The sequence below is a fragment of the Planktothrix sp. genome, from assembly GCF_046067725.1.
In the GTDB taxonomy this organism is placed as follows: Bacteria; Cyanobacteriota; Cyanobacteriia; order Cyanobacteriales; family Microcoleaceae; genus Planktothrix.
In genome coordinates this window covers 1-25581 of the sequence record NZ_JBJUDF010000148.1, presented here as the reverse complement: position 1 = coordinate 25581, position 25581 = coordinate 1, and the positions used below count along the sequence as shown (strand labels likewise).

21 protein-coding genes and 1 pseudogene are annotated in these 25581 nt (G+C 37.8%); 13 read left to right on the top strand and 9 right to left on the bottom strand.

What is annotated here, in order from left to right; genetic code table 11:
• Positions 1–368 precede the first annotated feature (368 nt).
• Together ACKPEB_RS08665 and ACKPEB_RS08660 are read left to right on the top strand one after the other, a co-directional pair.
• Positions 369–746, top strand: a complete 378-nt coding sequence (locus ACKPEB_RS08665; RefSeq protein ID WP_408964487.1) for a GUN4 domain-containing protein — start codon at positions 369–371, stop codon at positions 744–746.
• Positions 747–1142: 396 nt separating this feature from the next.
• Complete coding sequence (locus tag ACKPEB_RS08660) at positions 1143–1715, top strand: Uma2 family endonuclease (RefSeq protein WP_408970453.1); 573 nt, start codon at positions 1143–1145, stop codon at positions 1713–1715.
• Between the two features lie 61 nt (positions 1716–1776).
• Here ACKPEB_RS08660 and ACKPEB_RS08655 read toward each other — a convergent pair whose 3' ends face one another.
• Positions 1777–3768 (bottom strand): protein kinase domain-containing protein, encoded by a 1992-nt coding sequence (locus tag ACKPEB_RS08655; protein WP_408964485.1) that lies wholly within the window; start codon positions 3766–3768, stop codon positions 1777–1779.
• Positions 3769–3904: 136 nt separating this feature from the next.
• Between ACKPEB_RS08655 and msrP the strand changes: the two genes are divergently transcribed.
• On the top strand, positions 3905–4885 hold the full coding sequence (msrP, locus tag ACKPEB_RS08650; RefSeq protein ID WP_408964484.1) for a protein-methionine-sulfoxide reductase catalytic subunit MsrP: 981 nt from the start codon (positions 3905–3907) through the stop codon (positions 4883–4885).
• Between the two features lie 107 nt (positions 4886–4992).
• On the opposite strand, the gene ACKPEB_RS08645 is transcribed toward msrP, so the two are convergent.
• Entirely contained in the window at positions 4993–5388 is a 396-nt protein-coding gene (locus tag ACKPEB_RS08645) for a DUF3119 family protein (RefSeq protein WP_408964483.1), read from the bottom strand.
• Between the two features lie 163 nt (positions 5389–5551).
• A complete protein-coding gene (locus tag ACKPEB_RS08640) occupies positions 5552–6343 on the bottom strand; it encodes an MlaE family lipid ABC transporter permease subunit (protein WP_408964482.1) in 792 nt (263 codons plus the stop codon).
• Between the two features lie 246 nt (positions 6344–6589).
• Between ACKPEB_RS08640 and ACKPEB_RS08635 the strand changes: the two genes are divergently transcribed.
• From ACKPEB_RS08635 to ACKPEB_RS08615, 5 genes are all read left to right on the top strand, one after another.
• Complete coding sequence (locus ACKPEB_RS08635) at positions 6590–6877, top strand: hypothetical protein (RefSeq protein ID WP_408964481.1); 288 nt, start codon at positions 6590–6592, stop codon at positions 6875–6877.
• A 410-nt stretch (positions 6878–7287) separates the two neighbouring features.
• A complete protein-coding gene (locus ACKPEB_RS08630) occupies positions 7288–8976 on the top strand; it encodes a hypothetical protein (RefSeq protein WP_408964480.1) in 1689 nt (562 codons plus the stop codon).
• A 105-nt stretch (positions 8977–9081) separates the two neighbouring features.
• A complete protein-coding gene (locus tag ACKPEB_RS08625) occupies positions 9082–9483 on the top strand; it encodes a fasciclin domain-containing protein (protein WP_408964479.1) in 402 nt (133 codons plus the stop codon).
• A gap of 81 nt (positions 9484–9564) precedes the next feature.
• On the top strand, positions 9565–11142 hold the full coding sequence (locus ACKPEB_RS08620) for a hypothetical protein (RefSeq protein ID WP_408964478.1): 1578 nt from the start codon (positions 9565–9567) through the stop codon (positions 11140–11142).
• A 48-nt stretch (positions 11143–11190) separates the two neighbouring features.
• On the top strand, positions 11191–12408 hold the full coding sequence (locus ACKPEB_RS08615; protein WP_408964477.1) for a DNA cytosine methyltransferase: 1218 nt from the start codon (positions 11191–11193) through the stop codon (positions 12406–12408).
• A 60-nt stretch (positions 12409–12468) separates the two neighbouring features.
• On the opposite strand, the gene ACKPEB_RS08610 is transcribed toward ACKPEB_RS08615, so the two are convergent.
• The 5 genes from ACKPEB_RS08610 to ACKPEB_RS08590 form a co-directional block, all read right to left on the bottom strand.
• Positions 12469–13761: a CO2 hydration protein gene (locus ACKPEB_RS08610; protein WP_408964476.1), complete on the bottom strand. Its 1293-nt coding sequence runs from the start codon at positions 13759–13761 to the stop codon at positions 12469–12471.
• A gap of 112 nt (positions 13762–13873) precedes the next feature.
• Positions 13874–15367 carry an NADH-quinone oxidoreductase subunit M gene (locus ACKPEB_RS08605; RefSeq protein ID WP_408964475.1) on the bottom strand — a complete coding sequence of 498 codons (1494 nt, stop codon included), beginning with the start codon at positions 15365–15367 and terminating at the stop codon, positions 13874–13876.
• Between the two features lie 213 nt (positions 15368–15580).
• The gene (locus tag ACKPEB_RS08600; protein WP_408964474.1) at positions 15581–16303 is read right to left on the bottom strand and encodes a carbonic anhydrase; all 723 of its coding nucleotides are present in this window, start codon (positions 16301–16303) and stop codon (positions 15581–15583) included.
• 93 nt (positions 16304–16396) lie between these two features.
• Positions 16397–17101, bottom strand: coding sequence for a carbonic anhydrase (locus ACKPEB_RS08595; protein WP_408964473.1), 705 nt, complete (start codon positions 17099–17101; stop codon positions 16397–16399).
• Between the two features lie 83 nt (positions 17102–17184).
• On the bottom strand, positions 17185–19020 hold the full coding sequence (locus ACKPEB_RS08590; RefSeq protein ID WP_408964472.1) for an NAD(P)H-quinone oxidoreductase subunit F: 1836 nt from the start codon (positions 19018–19020) through the stop codon (positions 17185–17187).
• Between the two features lie 502 nt (positions 19021–19522).
• Here ACKPEB_RS08590 and ACKPEB_RS08585 point away from each other — a divergent pair.
• From ACKPEB_RS08585 to ACKPEB_RS08575, 3 genes and pseudogenes are all read left to right on the top strand, one after another.
• Positions 19523–20872, top strand: a complete 1350-nt coding sequence (locus ACKPEB_RS08585; RefSeq protein WP_408964471.1) for a DNA methyltransferase — start codon at positions 19523–19525, stop codon at positions 20870–20872.
• A gap of 8 nt (positions 20873–20880) precedes the next feature.
• Positions 20881–21699 (top strand): hypothetical protein, encoded by an 819-nt coding sequence (locus tag ACKPEB_RS08580; RefSeq protein WP_408964470.1) that lies wholly within the window; start codon positions 20881–20883, stop codon positions 21697–21699.
• Positions 21700–21762: 63 nt separating this feature from the next.
• A pseudogene (locus ACKPEB_RS08575) lies at positions 21763–21978 on the top strand (chloramphenicol acetyltransferase); the annotation flags it as partial.
• 132 nt (positions 21979–22110) lie between these two features.
• Here ACKPEB_RS08575 and ACKPEB_RS08570 read toward each other — a convergent pair.
• Positions 22111–22593 carry a cupin domain-containing protein gene (locus ACKPEB_RS08570; protein ID WP_408964469.1) on the bottom strand — a complete coding sequence of 161 codons (483 nt, stop codon included), beginning with the start codon at positions 22591–22593 and terminating at the stop codon, positions 22111–22113.
• 166 nt (positions 22594–22759) lie between these two features.
• On the opposite strand from ACKPEB_RS08570, the gene leuC reads away from it, so the two are divergent.
• Together leuC and leuD are read left to right on the top strand one after the other, a co-directional pair.
• Positions 22760–24163: a 3-isopropylmalate dehydratase large subunit gene (gene leuC, locus ACKPEB_RS08565; RefSeq protein ID WP_408964468.1), complete on the top strand. Its 1404-nt coding sequence runs from the start codon at positions 22760–22762 to the stop codon at positions 24161–24163.
• 172 nt (positions 24164–24335) lie between these two features.
• Positions 24336–24929 (top strand): 3-isopropylmalate dehydratase small subunit, encoded by a 594-nt coding sequence (gene leuD, locus ACKPEB_RS08560; RefSeq protein WP_408964466.1) that lies wholly within the window; start codon positions 24336–24338, stop codon positions 24927–24929.
• Positions 24930–25581: the final 652 nt, after the last annotated feature.

The following is a 25581-nucleotide window of genomic DNA, read 5'->3' as shown; positions in this document are numbered from 1 at the left end:
CGCCAAATTGTCCGAAGCGTCCGAGAAGGTCAGGGCGTTGTGTTGCGGTGAGTTGGGGGTTTGGAGGTAAGGGAGTGGTAGTCACGGCGCAAGAAAATTATTAATATTGAACAATTTTCTAATTATATAGCGAGTCTCAATCAATTAGATAAACTTTTACAGCAGGGAACAAAAAAACGTTTTCAAACGGCTCAAGAAGTATTAGATGCTTTACAATTAAAAGTTAAATCAACATTCTTACAAACACCTCAACCAACACCCGAACCCTATATAGAATTAAAGTCAGCTAAAGGGGTTAATTATCATCAATTAGAACAACTTTTGAAAGCCGGAAGTTGGAAAGAAGCTGACCAAGAAACGGCAAAAAAATGTTAGAAGTCGCCGGAAGAAAAAAGGAAGAAGGGTTAAGTGAAGAAGATATTGATAATTTTCCCTCTGAGGATTTACGAACGATTGACCAACTTTGGGTAAAATACAGCAATGGACGCTTCGGCTTTTCGGTACAGAAGCGCATCTATCAAAGCCTGGGTGGAACCCGGAGTTATAATCAGAAAGTCTGGAAAGCGTTTGGTGATCAGGTGGGTTGGCGTGTTGGAGGTAGCTGGTTGTATTACAAGGATCTAAAATTCAATCAGACAGCAAAAGAAGGCCACCTCCCTCTAACCGTTGGTCGTCTAAGGTGGCGTTTCCTACGTGGGGGCTTCTTAGGAGGTTGGCGATCTCTTCTCTCGCGTCCAGACTTGTAGACTGTAACAGATAAGGCTTACAGATTTTCGTAAATTTATGACAGCAACATTTTCCTTGAAGTTATGCGGGTTTCGGGTTTCCGATAGGGTCAGAAACCGGGTTTCTTAATTGAGCTTTTTGTTAGTAGCTCATGTTAAGGCAGAAACCCGGTTTCTTGGAGGTGTGGGTGGGGGTCAGAAACCGGGTTTCTTAATTGAGCTTTTTGTTAGTAGCTCATGTTAAGGTAGAAACCCGGTTTCTTGGAGGTGCTGGTGAGGGTCAGAAACCGGGTTTCTTAATTAAGCTTTTTGTTAGTAGCTCATGTTAGGGCAGAAACCCGGTTTCTTGGAGGTGCTGGTGGGGATAAGAAAATAATTAATCTGAATAAACAAGTCAATTCAGGAGGTTATCAACTCATGATGGTGCAAACCGTTACTAAAACCTATAGTTTTGAAGATTATCTCAATTATAGAGATGATAGCGATTTTAAATATGAACTCTTGAATGGAGAATTAATTCAAATGACTCCTGCAAGCGGATGGCATTCGGATATTATTGATTTTATACAAGAACAATTCAAAATAGAGATCCGTCGCTTAAATCTAAATTGGGTTGTGCGACCAGGAACGGTTGGAGTCAGAACCGGAATCAGAAAATCCCGAATTCCTGATATTTTAGTCATGACAGAAACTCAACGTCAACTGTTGAGGACATTACCTTCAGCTATTTTAGAAGAACCCCCTTTATTAGTGGTAGAAATTGTTAGTCCGAATAATCCAGAAGATGATTATCGTTATAAACGTTCAGAATATGCTGCATTAGGAATTCCCGAATATTGGATTATTGATTCGCAAGAATCTAAAATCTCGATTTTAAGCTTAGTTTCAGGATTTTATGATATCGTAGAATATAGAGGAGAAGATATAATTAATTCTGCCAGTTTTCCTGAACTTAAATTGACAGCCGAACAAATTTTAAATGCTTTATAGATTCAAGGAGAAACCGGGTTTCTAATGGGTATTGAAAAACCCGGTTTTGGGAAACGTTGAGTCAGTTTTGCGGTAATAACGGCCAAACCTTTAATGTATCATCAAAACTTCCCGTAATTAACGTATGATTTTGGGGATTAAATACCACATTAACCCAAGTTTGATGTCCTTTAAAAGTTCCGACAAGTCCGCCATTGTCCACGTTCCAAAGTTTCACCCCTCCCCCAAAATCACCACTGGCTAAGGTTTGACCATCGGGGCTAAACGCCACCGATTGAACCTTTTCTTGATGACCCAGAAGAATGTGCTCTGGAGTATTATTAAAATATTGAGATTCTAATTGTTGTAAATCCCACAATTTAACGGCATGATCCCAACTTCCCGTTGCTAACCGTTGACCATCGGGACTTATTGCTACTGACCAAATCGCCTCAGTATGAGCTTTAAACGTTCTTAATAATTCTCCGGTATGCCAATTCCAAATATCAACAATTCCGTTAGTTCCACCACTCACTAAGGTTTGATTATCTCCGCTAAAAGCAAGAGACTGTACCTCGGTTCCATATCCGTTTAATGTCCTTAACGTGCGTCCGGTGTCAATATCCCACAGGCGAATGGTTTGGTCACGACTGACACTCGCTACCGTTTCCCCATCGGGACTAATCGCAACGGCATAAACCCATCCTTGATGACCGTAGAGCATTTTTTTCTGACGACCATTCCACAAATCCCAAACTAAAATAGTTTGGTCACCGCTTCCACTCACTAACGTCCGACCATCCCGACTCATCGCCAAGGTTCCCACCGGTTGAGAATGTCCTAATAGGGTGTTAATTAATTCTCCGGTATTGGCATCAATAATATTAATTGAGCCATCGGTATTACCATAAACTACAAATTGACCATCGGGACTCACCGCCACCGACCACACCGGGCCAGTATTTTTGGATAAGGTTCGGACAGCCGCAGGGTTTTGAAGCATGGGGGGGGCAAAATTCTCAATTTGGGGTACAGGAATTTTAAGATCAGGAACTTCATAAATGGGTTCTGGAGGTTGGGAAGAAATTTGAGGGACAACAGACGGTAGGCGAGAACTCATAAATAAGGAAAATAACGCTAAGGCGACGCCTCCCCAAGTGGTTAATACCCATTTCTGTTGAACAGCTTTTGTTAACTTAACCGGAATTGGCCCTGATTTTAAATCTTGCATCACCGCCATCGCTGAGGGATACCTTTTGCTGGGGTTGCGTTCAATTAATTGATTTAAAATTCGGGTTAAACGTTGACTAATGGGTCTTTTGAGATAATCTTTCCAAACCCAAGTATTCGTTTTAATGTCAAATAAATCAAAGGGAGACATCTGAGTTAACAGATGTAGACAAGTTATCCCTAAACTATAAAGATCGGTTTTAGCGTTAATTTCTCCTGGTAGTTGTTCCGGTGCGGCATATTCTGGGGAACCTTGAAGGGTTGTTGAGAAATTTTTTTGAGGATAAATTCCGGCAAAATCAACTAAAATTAACGGTTTTGTAGGAGGAATAACAACGGAACGACAGATGATATTTTCGGGTTTAATATCCCCATGTACCATTCCTTGTTCATGAATCCATTGAAGCAAGGGCAGAATTTCACTGAGGATATACCAAATTTGCAATTCTTGAAACACGCCGTCTTGTTCAAGTTCTTCAGCTAAATTTCGCCCTGAAATATATTCTTGTACAATATAACCCCAATCTTTTTCTTCAAAGCACGCTAACAGGTCTGGAAGGGCGGGATGTTGACTGATGGGGTCTAATTTGCGACTATAAATACGGAACTCGACACGGGCGTCCTCTTGAGATGGCGGATAAAGACATTGCTTAATGACGCATCGAGGTTGAGACGGTTTATCTTCATCAACGGCTAAAAACGTTCGGTTCCATTGACTTTGACCTAAAATTCGGATAGCACGATAGCGGTCTTTGAGGCGCAATTGTGAGCCACAACTCTGACACAAAAGGGCGTGAGTCGGGTTTTGAGGCTTCTGACATTGGGGGTTGATGCAGTAACTCATAACCGGAATTTTTTAGTATATTTTTTCTATGATACGTCTTTCCAAAAGTTTCGTCTGATTCAGGGAAGGCGATCGCTGATTCTTCAATAAACGCAACATTTTTGAGAGAATTTTCTATCATTACCCATTTTAACCTATGGCTTTCATTCGTATTGTTCCCAGTTGGCAACTTCCTGAAAATCAAATTACCCCAGAGTCGGTATTTCTCAATCGTCGTCGCTTTATGAAAAGCTTAATTGGGGCAGGATTAACAGCCACAATTTTACCTTTAACCGGATGTCAATCTTCCTCAACGGCTAAAAATCAGGATAATTTTTCAACTCAAGTGATCTCAAATTTTACTCAAAATCCAAATTTTGCTGATGTCAATCGTCCGGTTACGGCGGAAGATTTAGCCACAAAATATAATAACTTTTATGAGTATGGGGGGTCAAAATCTATATGGCAAGCGGCGCAAGCATTACCCTTAGAAGATTGGAAAATAGAGGTTTCAGGATTAGTCAAAAATCCCACAACTTATGACTTAGATGATCTTCAGAAAAAATTCCCCCTAGAAGAACGAATTTATCGCTTTCGCTGTGTAGAAGCTTGGGCGATGATAGTTCCGTGGTTAGGGTTTCCAATGAACAAATTAATGGCGGCGGTTGAACCGACTTCTGAGGCAAAATTTGTGCGGTTTACGTCTTTTTATGATCCTAAAATTACCCCAGGGCCAGGATTTTGGGCGAATGGTTATCCTTGGCCCTATACAGAAGGATTAAGAATTGAAGAAATGGCAAATGAGTTAGCGTTTTTTGCCATTGGAATGTATGGAAAAACCCTTCCTAAACAAAATGGTGCACCGTTACGGATGGTGACTCCTTGGAAATATGGATTTAAGGGAGCAAAATCGATTGTTAAAATTGAATTTGTTAAAAACAGACCTGCTACGTTTTGGAATACGTTAGTTCCTGATGAATATGGTTTTACAGCGAATGTAAACCCGAATAAACCTCACCCTCGTTGGTCACAAGCGACGGAACGAATTGTTAGCAATAGTCCGAGTTTTTCTTGGGAACAACAGCCAACTTTACTGTATAATGGGTATGAGGAATATGTCGGTAATCTTTATGCTTAAACTGACGGTTTGAGGGGAGCTAAACAATCAAAAATTTGAGTGTTGGGCTGTAGCGAACAAGAGAAGCTAAAGCCCAACACCGTCAGAAGCTAAACGTTGAGAACTTCTTAATTTTGTTTCAAATGTCCGCAATATTGTTTTAAACAGCTTTGTAACAATTGAGCATCAAAAATAATCGGGAGAAAGTGAATACTTTTGACTTCTCGAAAATAAAATAAAATCGGTACAGGAGTCCAAAAAATTTCCCAGTTACTCCACTCTTGATAAGGAAACCGACGAATCAGTTTACCCGAACGATAAACATCTAAATCCGTTGGGGTAAATTGTAGACGAATCAAGGCGGTTTGGATGAACAGAAATAATGCAAAAAAAGCTAGTGCTAAACTTCCCCATCTTTGAATTAAAAATAAAGGAAATGCACTAATCATTAGCACGATTGGAATAATATAATTAGGAGGTAATTCAATCGTATTAGGAGTTTGGGTGGTGGGTGTTGTGGTCATCGCTTCAACTTAATTTTGTCAACTTTAAATTAATAGTACCAAACTTCTAGCAGGAAAGAGAAAATTCTACTTTGTACACGAATCCATATTCTTTGCGATTGCCCATTATAATTATTTCTTAATAACTGGGCAGGATAACCCCGCCCCTACAAGGATAACAGAATTAACCAATAACGGCACTTCCCATGCCTTGAAACATAATCCAAGATAGGAAAAAATCAAGGATAAATATAGATAATAAAGCGGTAACAACGGCCGTTGTTGTGGATTGACCGACCCCCTTGGCTCCCCCAGTTGTAGTTAATCCCCAACTCGTCCCAATCACAGCAATTGCCGCCCCAAATACTAATCCTTTGACTAACCCACTACAAACATCCCAAACTTGTAAAAAATTCCGCACAGAATCTAAAAATACCGTCGGAGAAATATTGTACAGACTATTAGCAATTAATAACCCTCCTGCTAATCCCGTAATTAAGCAAATAATCGTTAAAATCGGTAACATGGAACAACAAGCAATCACACGAGGAATGACTAAATAATCTACCGGGTCAGTTTTCAACATATAGAGCGCATCAATTTGTTCTGTAACCCGCATCGTGCCAATTTCTGCGGCAAAAGCTGAACAAACCCGTCCCGCAACAATGACGGCGGTTAATACCGGACTTAATTCACGAGCTAAAGATAGGGCTAAAACTCCCCCGACAATATTAACAGCACCTAACGAGACGAATTCTCGCGCCACTTGAATGGTAAAGACCATCCCGACAAAACTGGCCGTTAGGAGGGCAATCATTAAGGATTCTGGGCCAACAGCAATCATTTGTTCCAAAGTATTACGACGGTGGATTTTACCCTGAAGTAAATGCACCACCACTTGTCCGGCCAATAATAGGGCGGCTATAAATCGCTGTAGCCAAATTTCAAAGCTGGAACGGGTATTGGAATTGCTCAAGGGAATAACAACTGTATAAAGTTCAATCAATAATTAGAAATATACAAATCTTCAACAAGATTTATAAAGCAGAAAGTTTAATTTTTTTGACTTTATATTTAAGTTTTCTCACAGATTCGATTAAAATGCGCGATCGCTCTTATCTTAGAAATTAGCCAGTTAGATTGACCGTGATACCCAATCCAACAAAAGTCAACGGTACTAGCATCCCCAGATAAAATATAAAATCCTCCCAGGGATAGATTTATGAGTATTTTTTCTCATCTGATTCGTTCTTTGCTCTTGGCGATTACCTTTAGTTTCATCGCCCCTTTATTATTAATCGCGATGGGATTAACGATTTTCGTCTTCATGAGTCACCTTCCTTTTATCCAAAGCTTAGGGGAGTTGGGCTGTAACCAAATGCTCAAATTTCTGGCTACCTTTGGTAGTGGACATCCTGTGCAGGGGTGTTTAGTCATTGCCCTAACTTGTAGTTTAGTGGGAGGATTATTTGATACCTATGCGGCTTGCCAAAACTTACGAAGTAATTAAACAGCTATTATCAAATGAAATCATAATCCGGTCAAGATTCGGTTGAGTCAATATTATAACCCGGATTCAAATCGATTATTAAGTATAATTTATAAATATTTACAGTTCTACATAATTTTTTTGATAAACTGTTAAGAAATGAAAAGAAAATGGGGATTTCATCAGAACCCTTGGTAATATATACTTAGCTAAAATAGAAAAATGAGATAAATTAGCCAAAATCGGTTTTTTAACGTTGTCTATTCCCTGAGTTTGATATCAACTGGAAGCTTTTATTTTTTATTGAAAAGCTTCTGGAATTCAACTCAGTTTCTATTATCTTAATTCAAAATTTATGATTAAAAAACCTGTTTTCTCCCTAATTTATCAGATTAAGATCATAAAAAACACAGAAAAAAAGGTACAATTCTATGTCAACCAATTTAGATGTAGCCGTCATTTCACCTTGGAAAGCTGAACTGGTTAAAGATATTGTTCCAGGCTTCTTTGACCTTTCAGCAAGTAATCTTATCAATTTTAACAATACCCTGTATTTTGAATCAGATCAAACTCAAAGTTATTATTCTTCTTACTATGCAGCCAAGGAACAGTTGTGGAAAACTGATGGTACAGAAGCGGGTACAACTTTAATTAAAGATCTAGGATTATTTGAAAATCAAGCTTTTTCCTCAGAGGTTAACAACGATATTTTATACTTTGAAGTTCTTGTTCAAGATCCTAATACAAATTTTTCCAGCCTTCAGTTGTGGAAAACCGATGGTACGGATACAGGAACTCAGTTAATAAAAGATTGGGGAAGCTCCTTAACTATTAATAGTTTTATCCCCGTTGACAATTCCCTATATTTTACGACGGGGAATTACTGGAATGATACTCAGTTATGGAAAACCGATGGTACAGAAGCGGGAACTATTTTAGTTAAGGATTTTGGTAATGATATCTCTGATATCACGGAAGTTAATAATAGTTTATATTTAGACGTTTCTCAATACGATTCGATGACGGGAACCTCAACAGCCCAGTTGTGGAAAACCGATAGTACAGGTACAGGAGTTGAATTAATTAAAGACTTTGGAAATTTAACATTTGGTACTGCTTATGAAGATAGCAAGATCAGTGTTAATGATAGTTTATACTTTGAAATCACTCAGAGTTATAATTATTATTCACCGACTCCTCCCCTTTCTCAATTGTGGAAAAGCGATGGAACCAACACCGGAACAACGATAGTTAAAGATTTTGGCAGTAGCAAAGATATTAATAATTTTTGGGACGATCTGAATAATACTTTTTACTTTTCTGTATCAATCCCTAACACAGAGAATTACTCTAACACAACCTACGAATTATGGAAAAGTGATGGTACAGATGGCGGGACAACCTTAGTTCAAGACTTCGGAAAATCTTCTCTTGATTACTTAACAACTGTCAATAATACGCTGTATTTTACAGTTAATAGCATTGATTCCTTGACCAATATTAATAACCGTGAGTTGTGGAAAGTCGATAGCAATGGTAATATCAGTTTAGTCAAAAATTTAGGAGATTTTTCAATTCAAGACTGGGAAGTCATTGATAATACATTGTATTTCCAAGCCTTAAAAACTGACTCTGATACCTATACATCAACGGCTCAGTTGTGGAAAACAGATGGCACGGATATCGGTACAATATTAGTCAAAGAGTTTCCTAACTCGAATTGGGTTTGGAGCTACAATAGTTTAGGATTAGAAGCCATCAATAATACCCTTTATTTTCCATTAACAGATCCCAATTATGGCACAGAATTATGGATGAGTAATGGTACAGAAACAGGAACAATGATGGTAGCTGATATTAACCCCGGAAAAGGAAGTTCTAATGCTTCGATTCCTGTTGATGTTAATGGCATCCTTTATCTAGTTGCTGATGATGGAATTCATGGAAATGAATTATGGAAATTAACCCCTACTGGGAGTAACCCAATTGCACAAGAAGGATTAAGAAATAATGCTAAAGCTTTGGGGATGAGTCATCTGAAGTCAATGTCTGAATTAATCAGCACTGCTTATCCAGCCCCAACTTTTTCTAATCTCCTTGAAACACCTTCTAACTTCTAGTTGATTTAAACTGACCTGTTAATGACCATCCGTTCTAATTTTGTTCAAAATTCGTTTACTATTTTGAGAGGAACTTTTGTTTTTAATTTAGGATAAATTTGTTCAATGGCAGATATTGTTGATATTGCTGTAGGCGCGGGTTCATTTACAACCTTAGTGGCTGCTGTTCAAGCCGCAGGTTTAGTAGAAGCCTTAAAAAGTCCTGGCCCCTTTACGGTTTTTGCCCCCAATGATGACGCCTTTGCTAAACTTCCCCCTGGAACTGTACAAACCTTAGTTCAAAATCCCCCCCAGTTAGCCCGAATTTTAAAATTTCATGTGGTTTCAGGGAAACTGACAAAAGCCGATTTAGAAAAATTGGGTTCTGTCACCTCTTTAGAAGGTTCACCCATTCCCATTAATTGTTCTGATGGGTTTGAAGTGAAAAATGCAACGGTTCTCGCACCGAATATTGAAGCCGATAATGGCATTATTCATGTCATTGATACGGTGATTTTAATGGGTTAACTCGTTGTTAACAAAGCTCTCCCAAATTTCGGGAGAGTTTGTAATAGTTTTAGCATGATTGAGTCATCAATTAATATTAATATGACTGAAACAGAAACTCATAAACAAAATATACTTGAACTAGCAAAACAGGGACATCCAAAAGCGATTGCTCTTTTACTCAATCGTCATTTAAAACCTAAAGGAATTACAGTTAAATCAACCTTAAATAAAAACTCGTTAAAACTAATATTTGAGGCTGAAAAAATCATTCATCAAAGCGTTTTGGTCGAATGGCTGAAGGTTTCTCTTCTTCGCTATATTATTTCTGATTTGATTACAGAGGTAATTATTTACTATAGAAAAATTGGTTGTGATTTTCCTGATTGGCAAGAAGAAATAGCACTTGATTCTCTTCATAATATTTCTCAAACAAATCCTGATCAACCTGTTGAAAATTCATCACCTGATTCTGATTATCCTTCAAATCCTCAGAATTTAACAGAATCTATCACATCAAAAATAATGGAGTTTGGCTCATTATTTAATTCGATTCCTACAGTCACAGAACAGGTTAAAAATAATGTAGCTGAAACTCTTAATAATGTCACTGATCAAACTGGAAAATCTGTGATAGAAACGGCAATGAATATTCAAGGGAGTGTTGGAAATTTGAGCCAAAGTGTGATCCAAGGAGGAAAACTGGCATTTGGGAGTATTTTTAATCGAAAAGAAACTGTTCAAACTATAACGCCGAACCCTCCCAGTCAAACGAGAACAGAAGTTAATGGGTTTAACAATAATCCTTTGTTAAAATCTATCATCAAAACCCTAAATGTTGATAAAATATTTGAGATTATTGAAAAAGTTGATTTAGCTCAAGTCGAAACCAATATTCAACAGTTAAAAACTCAATATCCTCATGAATCTGCTTCCCAGATTAGTCATCGAATTATGGTGGCGAAAGTTTTAGATTTGGGAACATCTGAAATCGCGTCAAAATTGATTTCAGAAAGATTGAGTACCTTCATGAAAGTTGATACTACCCCTAGCCAAATTTTAGAATTTGAAATGATTTATGAAATTGCCTATGCTTATGGATTAAATATTCATGATCCCATCAGAAAAGATGAAGCTTTAGCCATTTTTTCTTTAGCTTTAGGTAGTCATCAAGCTTTAAAATTAGGGTTAGGATTATTAGGAGATGTGCCTTTAGCTGGAGTTGTGATTAGTGTCAGTACCAATGCTGTTATCCTGTATGCTTTGGGATATGCAGCGTGTCAATTTTATGAATCCAATTTATATCATGATCAAAAAGAAACAACCTTAGAAACGATTCAGCTTGAAAGTCAAAAATATTTAGAAAATGCACTCACACAAGAAACGATTATTGATCAAATTTTAGTTCATCTGATTTTAGCTCGCAATCCTCATCAAACTTGGGAAAAAATTCTACCCCAATTGCAAAATATTCATCTGAGTGTTCATTCCTTAGAACTAATGTCTAAAACAATTAATAATCCACCACCCTTAAATGATTTACTCGAACAACTCAATCCAGATTTTGCCATTGCGCTTTTAGCAAAATATCAGCAAATGGTTCATTTATCGGGAGTTAAAACTCCTGAAGAAGAACAGATAATTAATAGGATTCATGAAAAAATAAAGCAACCTATCTAAAAAATTGGGTTCGATTGTAGTAAAATATATCTAATAGGAGAAAAAATTTTGAGTCGGTTTAATGATTTGACAGCAATTGAATTGTTTGCTGGAATTGGTGGTTTTCGTTTAGGGTTAGAAGCCAGTGGAATTGAAACGATTTGGGCGAATGATCTTAATGAATTGTGTTCTCAAGTTTATCAAAGCAATTTTGGTCAAAATTCAATTGTATTAGGAGATATCCAAAATATTAATTTAGCGGATATTCCTGAACACGATTTATTAACCGCAGGATTTCCCTGTCAACCATTTAGTGCGGCTGGCAAAAAATTAGGAATTCGGGATCAAGTCCGGGGAACTTTATTTGAAAAAATTGTAGAAATTATAGAAGCTAAAAAACCTCGGTATTTTTTATTGGAAAATGTTAAACGAATTTTAACAATGGAACAGGGACACCATTTTAAAGTTATTTTAAATGCTTTAGCGTCTCTCAATTATTTAATTGAATGGCGAATTATTAGCCCGATTAATTTTGGTATTCCTCAAAACCGTGAGCGTATTTTTATTTTTGGAACTCGTTGTGAATCTAACTACAACCCGATCAATTTAGAAGATCATTTAATTTTTTTAAATCAAAGCGAGACTGAATACTTCAATTTAGATTTCGAGAATTTTGAAAAATATTTATATCCTATTTTAGATTCCCAGATTAAAAATTATCCTTGGGGAATTGCTTACCAAAATAAAATGTATAGTCAATCTCTTCCATTATTTCCTAATATCTATCCCCCTACCCGATTAAAAAATATTATTCAATCTGAATCAGAAGTTGATCCTCAATTTGATTTTACCGCAGATACTTTAAAACGAATTAAAAACAGTAAAGCGGTTAACCGTTATTGTAATGGTGTAGAAATTTTATATAACCAAGATGGGGGTGCAAGGTTAGGGTATACTATTTTTGGTGTTAATGGAGTTGCTTCGACTTTGACCGCATCGACTTCCAGACATTATGAACGATATCAAATTGGTAATAAATTTAGACGATTAACGCCGATAGAATATGCACGTTTAATGGGTTTCCCTGACAATTGGTGTCGAGTTGCTAAAATTTACGATCAATACGCTTTATTTGGTAATGCTGTTGTTCCCATTTGTATTGAATGGATTTGTCAAAGAATAGGAGAAAAAAATATAACAATTCCACCTAAAAAATATCAACAACTCAGTTTATTGAATAATTCTTATATTTTGAAGAATGATCGAACAATCAACGTTAGGAACTGAGGGTGTAGAAAATTTAATGGGATAACCCTTAAACAACTTATCCTACACCCTACACCTAATTTAACGATAATTAGAGCTTTGAATATTTCTTAAACGAGCTTCAGGACGTTTAAATCGATCTAATTGAGCTTCAAAAAATTGACGATTTGCCATCAAATGTTTAGGATTTTGATCATCTAATGGGTACAGTAAAGCCGTGCGTAACGCTTGAATGACCGCAGAGGTCACACAATACATTGACCGTTGGAAACTATTTGCCAACTGAATCAACATATCATCCTCACCTCGGCAATGTTTTTGGTAATATTCCACTAAATAAGGAGGCAAGAAATGTAACATATCTTGCATTAATAATGTTGGGGGAATTCCGGCTGTGCCAACGGGGAAAATATCAGCATACAAAATACCATAATGGAAGTCATTTTGATCTTCTGGAACTTGTTTCGCTTGCGCGTTATAAGATTTTGTTCCTCGGAAGGGAGCAGTCCGATAAAATACCGCTTCAACATAGGGTAATGCCGCTTCATATAACCACATAAACCCTTTAGATTTGGGGATAATTTCATAACACTCCCCATCAATATAAACATGATGATAAATCGGACGACCTGCGATCGCAAAAATCCCATTAACCAGAAAATTCATCGCTTCAGGAACACTGGTAATTTTACCTTCATCATAGAGATCGCTCATTTCAAAAAACACAGGCGCCATCACTTCCCAAAACAGTCCTAAATTACTATAATAGGACATCATTCTGACCTGTTCGATGAATAAATCTGGGAACAGTTTATACAATCCCATCATCATCGGATTTTTCTTAAAATAAGCTTTAATCGCTTTATCTGCGTTAGCTTTATATTCATCCGTATCTAAATAAGGATCAAATAATCCCCCCATATCTCGATGCCAAAGCATCGCCTGCATACAAGCTTCAGCAAACTCCATATTCACTCGATCATGCCATAAATGATGCAGTAATTTAGGCATTTTTTTCGTTTCACCCGTTTCCATAAAAGCTAATAATTCCGGGTGTGCTGTTGCTTCTCCTCGCCAAATTCTTAAGTCCGCATCATCTCCCGCATAATGATTATGCAGGTCTAAATATTGTTTAGGAATGAAATATTTAAAAAAGGGTAAAGGATTTAAAAAAACTTGTTCAGCAATATAAAGTAAATCCCGCCAATAGAAATCCATCGGCACTGCATAAGCTTTATAAATCCCGATAATTTGCATTAAATTTTCGGGGGTATCTGGTAACATTGCTCCCCCCGCTTCTAAACGGTGAATAATCTCTGAAAATTCATGGGTTGAGGGGGGTAATTTGGTTTGAGGTAAGGTTGCTGTTGTCATGATTTTTTCCTTGTCTTAATTGATGTTAAAGGAGAACGCAAAAACCGGGTTTCTCAACAAAAAATCCTGATTTTATCTAAAAATTAAAGCTAGAAACCCGGTTTATAAGGGCTTATTGTTTAATTGCTATTTGGGTAGGAACAGCGTTATTCAAAGCAATTACCATCGATTGGGCGGTAGGTTCCATCCATCGGAATAACCAAGTGGGTTGGATACCGAGAAGAAAAATTAAGGCGGCTAAAATTAAGGCGGGAGCTTGTTCGGATAAACTCACTTTCGGGTAATACGCTAAGTTATTATCGAGTTTTCCAAAACAGGTACGATTGAGCAGAATGACAAAATAAACGGCCGTTAAACCGGAGGCAATAATACACAATAAACTGTGAATCGGGAAGACTGAAAATGTTCCTTGAAAGACCGGAAACTCAGCCACAAATCCAACTAAACCGGGGATACCAGCGCTCGCCATTCCGGCCATAATTAACAGGGAACTCGTGAGGGGTAAACCGCGAACCGGGTTCATTAATCCATTAAGAATATTTAAGTCACGGGTTCCGACTTTTTCTTCTACAACTCCGACTAATTGGAAGAGAATGGCAAGGATTAAACCATGAGCAATCATTTGAGCAATTGCCCCAATTAAACTCAATTCATTAGCCGCAGCAGCAGCAACTAAAATATAACCCATGTGACCAATTGAACTATAAGCCACCATGCGTTTAATATCCTGTTGAGCAATGGCGGTTAACGCTCCATATAAGACACTAATGACTCCAATTGTTGCCAGTCCAGGGCTCACAATATGCCAAGCTTCAGGAAACAGTTGTAAGCCAAATCGAATTAAACCATAGGTTCCTAATTTTGCTAGAATTCCGCCTAATAAAATCGTCACAGGAGGAGAAGATTCAACATAGGCATCGGGCAACCAAGTATGCAGGGGAACTAAAGGAATTTTGATCCCAAATCCTAAGAGTAAAACCGTAAGTAAAATTAATTGAGTGTTTAATGCAAAGTCCTGGGTTTTAATCGAAATATAATCAAAACTTCCAGCATCACTGAGCCAAGCCATCCCTAAAAATCCGGCTAAAATCAGAATCCCTGAAAGAGCCGTATAAATCAGGAATTTCATTCCCGCATAGGCGCGTTTTTCACTCCCCCAAATGCTAATTAAAAGGTAAACTGGAATGAGTTCAAGTTCATAAAAAAGGATGAAAAGCAGTAAATTTTCTGATAAAAATGCACCAGCAATACCTGCATTCACTAGCAAAATCATGGAGTAATAAAAACGAGGGCGGTTAATATTTCCATGACTGCTGGCAATAGCAATTAAGGTTAATAAACCACTTAACCCGATTAAGGGAAAGGATAAACCGTCTATACCTAAACTGTAGGATAATCCTAGTTGTGGAATCCAAGTCTGATATTCTTGGAGTTGGAAATTAGGATTAGTTAAATCAAAATCAAAGGTGAGTTTGGCTGTCCAAGCTAAAATGATAGTGGTAATCACTAAGGCAATGGAACGAACTTGCTGGGCTGAAAATTGTTTAGGTAACAACCCAATCAGCAAGGCTGCCAAAACTGGAATAATAATTAAAACACTCAACATAAGCTTAGGGTATGAGGATGAGGGGTAATCTCAGCAATATTCAAGTTAACCCAAAAGTAGGTTTTAAACCAAAGTTTTAAACTTTATTGATCATAACTTACTTTGTTTAAAAACAGTAAGATTATGATTTTTAAAGTCTTAATAAATCCAATAGAAATGATTAATCAAACTCTAAGTTCCGGTTGATATTTCATTTCTATTTTAACAAAGGTTTTAGGTAATCAGTTTAACTTTTCCGGTTTCTAATTCATAAAAACTGCCAACAACTTTTAATTCATCATTAGCAATTAATTGAGAAATAACCGAAGAAGACTTTAACTGTTTGATTTGTAGTTTAACATTGGCAATGACCGCTTCTTCCCAAGTCGGCTTACCTTTAACTGCAGGTTTAATGGCATCAATAATACTGCCAATTTTACCCGGAACAGAATTTCCGTCCAGAGTAGCTTTAACGGCTCCACATTTTTGATGACCTAGAATCATAATGGTTTTAACTCCTAATTCTAAGGCTCCAAATTCCAAGCTACCCATTTCTTCAGAGGTGACAACATTCCCCGCATTACGAACTACAAAAATATCACCTAAACCTTGATCAAAAATAATCTCGGCGGGTACCCTAGAGTCAGCACAACCTAAAACAGCCGCAAAAGGTTTTTGGCCTGTAGCAACTTCCTTAATTCGTTCTACATTTTGGTTAGGATGTTTCTGTTTATTTTTGATAAACCGTTCATTGCCTAACATTAATGTTTCTAAGGCTATTTCTGGAGTGATTTCTGAGGTTTCACAACTGGGAGCTTCTGCGAGAATTTTCTTTCTGTCTCGGTCTAAAACTTTTGTTGTGATTCCCGCCGTTAACAAGGCTGTACTCACAATGCAAACTCCATATTGCAATAAATCTCTGCGAGTATAATTGGGTGTATTGTAATCTGGGGTCATGTTGTCCTTCCTGGTTCATGCCATTGACACGGTTCAACAAGCAAGTTTATCCATCATTGAATGAAATTGATTATAAACTTGCTTGAGACTCCTTTAAGCTACCACATTGATCTTGCCTGTATCTAAGTCATAGTAACCTCCTACGATTTTTAATTTACCGTCTTTAATTAATTGGGAAATCACCGGAGAAGCTTGTAAACGATTCATTCCTAATTTAACATTAGAAATAATGTTTTCTTCTAAGGTTTTATTTTGATTAATGGCGGGTTGAATCACGTCTAAAATACTGGCAATTTGACCGGGAACTGCTTTTCCATCAATGGTAGCTTTGACCGCCCCGCAATTTTTATGTCCAATCACCATTAGCACTTTAGCTCCTAATACTAATGTACCAAATTCTAGGCTGCCAATTTCTTCAGGTGTAGCTACATTTCCCGCATTACGAACTACAAATAAATCCCCAAATCCTTGATCAAAAATAATCTCTGAGGGAACTCGTGAATCAGCACAACTGAGAATAGCAGCAAAGGGAGCTTGTCCTTGGGCAACTTCTTCAATTCTTGCCATGCTTTGATTCGGATTTTTGCGTTTATTTTCAATAAACCGTTTGTTTCCTTCTAACAATTGGTTTAAGGCTTCATCCGGGGTCATGTTATTATCCGCTCTTGCCGGTTTTTCATTGAACCAATTGACTTGACTTCCTAACCCAACAGTTAACGCAGCCGTTCCAACTACACCCGCCCCAAATTTTAATAAATTTCGACGAGAGACATTGAGATTGTTTTGAATGTTGTTCATAATTTCCTCACAGTGAATTTAAGTTTGAGACAGCTAGAATCTAAAAAAACTAGATGAATTCTGGATAAAAAAGCAGACTGATTTTAAAACAAGTTGAAGGAAAAATACCCTAATAATAAAGTGACACCCACAATAATTGTTAGGGCATAAAATTGGGTTTGTCCAGAAACGTTATATTTCAAACTTTGTCCGCTAAAAACTGTTACCAGTCCCACTAAGTTAACCAAACCATCGACAATATAACGGTCGATCCAATACATGACATTTGAAACTAATCCCACGACAAAAATAATCGTGACTCGATACAATTTTGCCGTGTAAAAATCATAAGCAAAAAAGTCTTGTAATGCTTGAGAAGGCAGTTTAACAGGTTTCGGCCAGTTGCTATTAAGATAAATTAACCCACTTAACCCGCATCCGGTTAAGGTTGAAGTTGTTAAGATTGCAGCAACGGTGAGATTGATCGTATATCCTTGGGGTAATAAACTCCATTGTTTTAATAATAAAGGAAGATGCAAACATAATCCCGCTAAAATCGTCATCGGTAACACCATCGCCCATAATACTTCCGGGGAACGGATGGTCATTTGTTTGGGTTTTCCGGTAAAAATTAATCCAAATTCACGGGTTAAACTAAAAGCCGTTAAACCATTTACTAAAAACAGACAAAAAGCAATAGCGGGTTGAGTGTTCCAAAGAGTTTCTGCTAACTCTAATATTGTCCAAAATCCCCCAAAAGGAGGCACGGCAATTAAGCTAGTCATTCCCACTAGGAAAGACAATCCTGAAATCGGACGTCGTGACCACAATCCTCCATATTGAGTTAAATCTTGGGTAATATTATTGCTAATAATTCCCCCGGTGGTCATGACTAATAAAGCCATGGGTAAGGCATAAGTTAACAGTAAAGAAAGTGCTGCTTGAGGTTGCCCGGTTCCCACTGCAATAAACGTGATCCCCATATAGACACTCACGGAATAGGAAAGGGCACGTTTAATATCAATTTGAGCAATAGCAATACAACTGGCACCAACAGCCGTTGCTAACCCAATTAATACCATTGTTGACATTACAAAAGGAGACAAGGCTAAAACGGGTTGCATTTTCACTAACACCCAAGCCCCGGATGCAACCACAACAGAATTGCGTAAAATTGTACTGGGAAGGGGGCCTTCCATCGCTTCATCTAACCATAAATGCAGAGGAAATTGGGCGCATTTTCCCAGGGGGCCAGCAAGTAATGCTAATCCTAATAAGGTGGCAACTTGAGGGTCAAGTTGGGCGGTTTGTGACCATTGAGCTAATTCTGTAAAATTCCAAGTTCCAGCCAGAGGAAATAGGGCGACGACTCCCATTAACAGAAATAAATCTCCCACCCGTTTGGTTAAAAACGCATCTCTAGCCCCGGTTACCACTAAGGGTTGGTTAAACCATAACCCGACTAATAAATAGGTTCCCAGGGTGAGAATTTCCAGAATAATGTAACTGTAGAACAGGGAGTTACATAACACTAACCCACATAACCCCGCTTCAAATAAGGCTAAGAGGGAATAAAACCTCGCCCATCCCCAGTCCATTTCCATGTAACCGACGGCGTAAATTTGGGCTAATAAATTTAACCCGTTAATGACTAAGGTGGCGCCAACAGTGACCACGGAAACTTCTAAGGGAATCGAAAGATTCAGGTCAACGATGCTGAACCAAGGAATGACAACGGGTTGGGGCGGATGACCCCAAATTTCGGTCAAGGCGCATAACCCATGCACAAAGGCGAATAAGGAGGTAATGATATTGACATATCCCGCCGGACGGGGGCCAGTGCGTCGAATAATGGAAGGAAACCAGAGAGTGGATAACAATGCTCCTATTAATGGGTAGCAAGGTATCCACCAAATGGTCTTCAGAAAGAAATCAGCCATTGGTGTGACCTATTGTTCGGTTTGCAAAAAGATTTTAACGGAGCAAAACCTTACTCCTAAAGCTTTGTAGCTTGTTGAAGTTGGGTTAACTTCAGGAGCTACATAGATTTTTTGCTGTTGAATATAAACATACCATAGACATTAGTATATGGATAGACCCAAGAGTATATGAATATAAGAGATATTTCTCATCTATTTAATAAATTTTCATTATATTGAGCAAAAATACTTAGTTAATCATCTTTTTTAGAAGCTAGAAATGAATTATCAGTTTGATCAACACAGTCAAGAAATACTACAAAAGAGTAATTTTGATGAGTTTATATTAAAATAGTTTTTTTATTTTTGTATATAATAAATAAAGATAAAGGTGAAACAGCGAATGGAACATCCTGCTTTTCAGAAAGTTAATGAAGATTTTTATACCAAAAAATCATAACCTAAAAGGAGCATGATAAGGTATAATGAGTCTTGTGTTTTATAAAAATTATATAAAAGCAATATGAAACAGCTTTCCTTATTTCCTGAAGAAGAAAACCAATATAACCCTCATAACTTAGATACATCCAGTTGGGGAACATTTAAAGATAGTTTAAAAGCTCCTATTCATAGTTGGTTTACCTATCCAGCCGGGTTTTCTTATAAAGCTGTTGAATCTAGCCTGAAGCAATATCAGATTAAACCCTTAGAAATTGTTTATGATCCCTTTATGGGTTCGGGTACAACTAATGTGGTTGCAAAAAAATTAGGGGTTAGTTCCTATGGGTGTGATGCTCATCCTTTCGTTTTCACAATAGCGCAAGCAAAATTAAATTGGAATGTAGGAATAACAGAAGTTACAAAATCAATAAAAACGATTTCTTCATTTATGCATGATCATCAAGAAATGATTAAAACAACAGCGATTCTAAAAGAAACTTTTCCTGAATTAGTTTTAAAATGTTATGATCCAAAAATTTTATTTAATTTATTGTTAATTCGAGAAAGCCTATTTAATTGTGATATTGATCAAAAAATTAAACAATTCTTGCTGGTATCTCTAACTAATGTACTGAGACAGGTTTCTACTGCTGCCACAGGATGGCCATATATTGCTCCTAATAAAATAAAAACAACATCTAGTAATAAGGATGTATTTTCAGAATTTCAAATCAATAGTTATAAGATGGTTAAAGATATAGAAATCATGTTAAGGGAAGTGAATCAAAACTATCTTTTAGCTGAACATAATTTATTGAATTTAGATTCTAGGAATACTAAAAACTTTATTTTAGAAAATACCATAGATCACATATTTACTTCTCCTCCATACTTAAATAATTTTGACTATGCTGATAGGACTCGATTAGAAATGTATTTTTTCGGTTATGCAAAAAACTGGGCAGATCTAACTGAACAAGTCAGGAAAAAATTAATGACTTCTGCTACTACACAAACCTCAAGAAGCGATGAGCGATATATTCTTTCATCAGAGTTAGAATATTATGCACCTAAAATCTATAATTTTCTTGATGAGGCTATAGAAAAATTAGGAATAATTCGTTTAAATAAAGGAGGAAAGAAAAATTATGATTTAGTTGTTGCTGGATATTTTAATGATATTTATGAAGTCTTAAAAGATTGTTATCGTGTTTTAAAACCAGGAAAAAAAGCTATTTTTGTCTTAGGAGATTCTGCTCCCTATGGAGTCCATATTCCAACAGATGAACTGATCGGAGAATTAGGAGTTGCTGTAGGGTTTTCTAGCTATAGAATTGATATTTTAAGGCAAAGAGGTGACAAATGGAAAAAAAACCCTCAACGCCATACAGAAAAATTAAGAGAATCTATTGTTACCTTAATGAAGGAATAAAAAAAACTATGAATAATATTAGTATACAAAATCCGGGTAGTGCATTAGGTGAAGCCATTGGAGCCGAACTGGAAAAAGCACTTAATACTTTTTTGAGACAGGTTGCAGAGCAGGAAGGATACCATTTTATTAGCAAAGGAGTAGGAACAACAAAGCAGGGAAACTCCCGAAAAGTATTAGTGATGTATGATCAATTTGGAACAGAATATAAAATTGATGCTGTTATTGCTAATCATGCAATGCAGCCTATTATTCTATTTGAATCCAAATATCTTCGCTATACCAAACATAATCGGGATAAAGGCAGTTGGATTTGTAATGCTCACTCTGCATTAAGAAGAAGATATTCTAGTATCAGAAGTTCAATTGCTGTATTAGCAGGGAACTGGACAAGGAATTCTTTAGCTATGATGACAAGCTATAATATTAATGTGTTTATAATTCCCTTTCAACTCATTTGTGAATTGCTCAAGGAACATAATATTGATTTTAACTGGGGAGAAAAAGATAGAAATATAGCAACCCAAGCTTGGATTCAATTTAATAGCCTAAGTCTGGATGAAAAAACTAGAATTGGAACAGAAATGATTGCTCCTATTCAAAGGAATCTTGAACAAAGTGTATTGAATATTTTAGATGATTCTCTAATTAGAGAAGTTGATAAAATTTCTATTGAACTTCATTCTAATTTAGGAGAGATTAAAAGATATGAATTTAAGAGCATTATGGATGCTATTGAATTTATGAGCATGGATGATCTAACTGAAGCATTTTTGATTACTGATTCTTTTACTTTATTTGATCCTCCGGCGAATTTTAATACCTAAATAGAGTATAAATAAATATTATCTTATGTTACCATCAAGATTAATCTCTTTCCCCAAAATCTCATGAATTACGGCCCCTCTCCCAATACTCGCTATCCCATCCCCGAACAAACCCGATTAGTTTATCTAAAAACCATTATTCAAAATCCTAATATTATTGTTGGGGATTACACTTATTATGATGACGTTGATCACCCAGAAAACTTTGAACGCAATGTTTTATACCATTTTGATTTGATCGGTGATCAACTAATTATTGGTAAATTTTGCTCCATTGCTAGCGTTAAGGCAAGCCCTAGACTCGGATTAAAATACAACTCAATCTATTGATTTTTTTAATAAAAAACGGTTCAACCTGAAATCAATTTTAATTGTGGAGGAGAGGTCATATTATTCGGTATTAATCAACGATTAAGGATTAATTAAAATCGCTTTGGGTTTGCCTTCTTCAAATAAAGAAGCTGATAATAATATCACGGGAAGATGGGTTTCATTTTCCCCATAATGTACCATTCCTCCCACTTCAACTAACGAATCTCCTGGGTGTAAACGGGTAGTTTGACCCGCTTCTAGGGTTTCTTCTTTGCCATTAGCACGGGTAATTTTTGCCGACCCTTGAACAACGGTATAAGTTAAAGTTCCAGATTCTACTTGTTCAATTTGCATCCCTGGATGGATATGAACAGGTAACTTACTATTAGGAGGAATCGTATATTTTACTAATTCTAAAACCCGACCCGGTGCTTCTTGGGGAAAACCACTAGCTAACACTTCACGAGTTACCTTTTGAGTGTAACCATTGGTTGGGGTTTGAGTTTGTTGACTTCTAACACTGGCAACACTGCTTAAAAATGTGAGTGCAACCAGGGGGATGAGTTTATGAAATTTAATCATTTTTTTAGAGATAATTAGGGAAAGAGATATTATACTAGATCAAATTATTTTTATATCATTTCGAGCCAAAGGCTAAACTTGATCCAGTGGGAGCTTGCACACCCATTAACCGCTAAAATAAAACCAGTATAAAGAGCGTTACAAACGCGGTTATTCTTCAGATTCTATGAGCGAAAGAACACTATTTGATAAAGTTTGGGCGTTGCACACCGTTGGCACTCTCCCGTCAGGACAGACTCAACTCTTCATTGGTCTGCACCTGATCCATGAAGTCACCAGTCCCCAGGCGTTTGCGATGTTACGCGATCGCCACCTCAAGGTGCTGTATCCTGAACGTACCGTCGCTACAGTTGATCATATCGTTCCCACCGATAACCAAGCTCGTCCTTTTGTGGATGTCTTAGCCGAAGAAATGATGCAGTCCTTGGAAAAAAGCTGCAAAGAACACCAGATCCGCTTTTATAATATCGGGTCGGGAAATCAAGGAATTGTTCATGTGATCGCACCGGAACAGGGGTTAACCCAACCGGGGATGACCATTGCTTGCGGAGACTCCCACACCTCAACTCATGGGGCATTTGGGGCGATCGCCTTTGGGATCGGGACTTCCCAAGTACGGGACGTGCTGGCCTCTCAAACCCTAGCGTTAGGAAAACTGAAAGTTCGTCGCATAGAAGTCAATGGCCAACTAGCACCAGGGGTTTATGCCAAGGATGTTGTGCTCCATATTATTCGCACCTTGGGCGTTAAAGGCGGTGTGGGGTATGCCTATGAATTTGCGGGAACCACCCTTGAGGCGATGTCCATGGAAGAACGGATGACGATCTGTAATATGGCCATTGAAGGCGGCGCTCGCTGTGGCTATGTGAACCCGGATCAGGTCACTTACGACTATTTGCAGGGTCGAGATTTTGCCCCCAAAGGAGAGGACTGGGAAAAAGCCGTTACTTGGTGGAATAGTATCCGTAGTGATGCGGATGCGGTTTATGATGATGTGGTCAAATTTGAAGCTTCGGAGATTGCCCCAACCGTCACTTGGGGGATTACCCCCGGTCAAGGAATGGCGGTTAATGAGTTAATTCCTGATTTAGAAGAGATTCCAGAAAGCGATCGCGACGTCGCCAAAGAAGCTTATCAATATATGGAATTTGCCCCCGGAACCCCCATTCAAGGCACAAAAGTAGACGTTTGTTTTATTGGGAGTTGTACCAATGGCCGTCTCAGTGACCTGCGGGAAGCCGCCAAATTTGCCCAAGGTCGAAAAGTCGCTAACGGGGTGAAAGCCTTTGTGGTTCCCGGCTCTGAACGGGTGAAACAGCAAGCCGAAGCCGAAGGACTCGATAAAATCTTTGAAGCAGCAGGGTTTGAATGGCGAGAAGCAGGATGTTCGATGTGTTTAGCGATGAACCCTGATAAATTACAGGGAAATCAACTCAGCGCTTCCTCTTCTAACCGAAATTTTAAAGGTCGTCAGGGTTCTGCTAACGGACGGACATTGTTGATGAGTCCAGCGATGGTTGTTGCAGCAGCAGTGAACGGGGTTGTTACGGATGTACGGGAGTTGTTGTAACTGACCTAACCCCCCAGCCCCCTTCCCTGCAAGGGAAGGGGGAGCAGTTTAGACATGAGTCAACATTTAATACTAGAATTCTTCTCCCCTCTCCTGGCAGGAGAGGGGTTGGGGGAGAGGTCACAATGAGCAAAGTCAACGATTTGTTAATCTTAAGTACGAAACATTAACCATGAGTAAAATTCAAAGTATTTCAGGAAAAGGAATTCCTTTAGTCGGGAGTGATATTGATACCGATCGTATTATTCCTGCTCGGTTTTTACGGTGTGTAACCTTTGATGGATTAGGAGAACAAGTATTTGCCGATGATCGCCAGCAAATGCAAGGTCAGCACCCCTTTGATTTACCCGAATATCAAGGTGCAAATGTATTAGTTGTTAATGCTAATTTTGGCTGTGGTTCTTCACGAGAACACGCACCTCAAGCGATTGCTAAATGGGGAATTCAAGCCATTATTGGTGAAAGTTTTGCAGAAATATTTTTTGGCAACTGCGTCGCCATTGGTATTCCCTGCGTTATCGCTGAACCGGAGGCAGTCAAGGCATTTCAAGAAGCATTAAAAACTAATCCTCAAGCGACTGTTACCGTTGATTTAGAAGCACTGAAAGCATCCTGCGGGGATTTAACGATTGATGTGCAAATGAATGCAGGTTCCCGTCAATCTTTTGTCACAGGACTGTGGGATAGTTGCGGACAATTAATTGCGAATGTTGATAAAATTCGAGAAACAGCCGCAAAATTACCTTATCTGAATTGGGCAAATTAAAACCTAAAACCAGCAAGGAGGCATTCAGCTTCCTTGTTATTTTCAACATTGATCGGGTTAAAAAGCTTTGATTCCTAGATCGATAAAATAGAAATTTTTTTCAACTCAACAACGTTTGAAAACATCATCTTTTATCTAAAATTCGGGGTTTTCCTTCTTCCCGCAACCCGCGATTTTCTTCCCTTGCTAAACAACTCCGTAGCAGTTTACTCTTGATTGGATTACTTAGTGTTCTCACCAGTGGATGATTGTTCGATTAGATGAAGCGGAGATGAAAGCTGTTGATATTTATGAAGGAATTGATAATACTTTATTAATTTTACAAAACCGTTTGAAAAATAATTTAATCCCCTATTGAATGTCCGTTAGGATGAGTGTTTTTTGATTATAGTTTAAAAAAATAGCGATCGCCCGCTTCCACACCAGAAGATCGCATCGCTTATAATATAGCGCTACGCATTACAGTTAGGACATTTCTGAATTCTCAAACCCTTTCACTTCTTACTGTTCCCTGTTCCCTGTTCCCTGTTCCCTCTTCAAGTAGCGCTATATGAGTGATTAGCCATTGTCACCTGACATCCTACTAAACAGGCATCTGGCCTGTTCCACACAGCCCACACCTTTACTTTTGCAAAGCTTAACAGGGTTATAG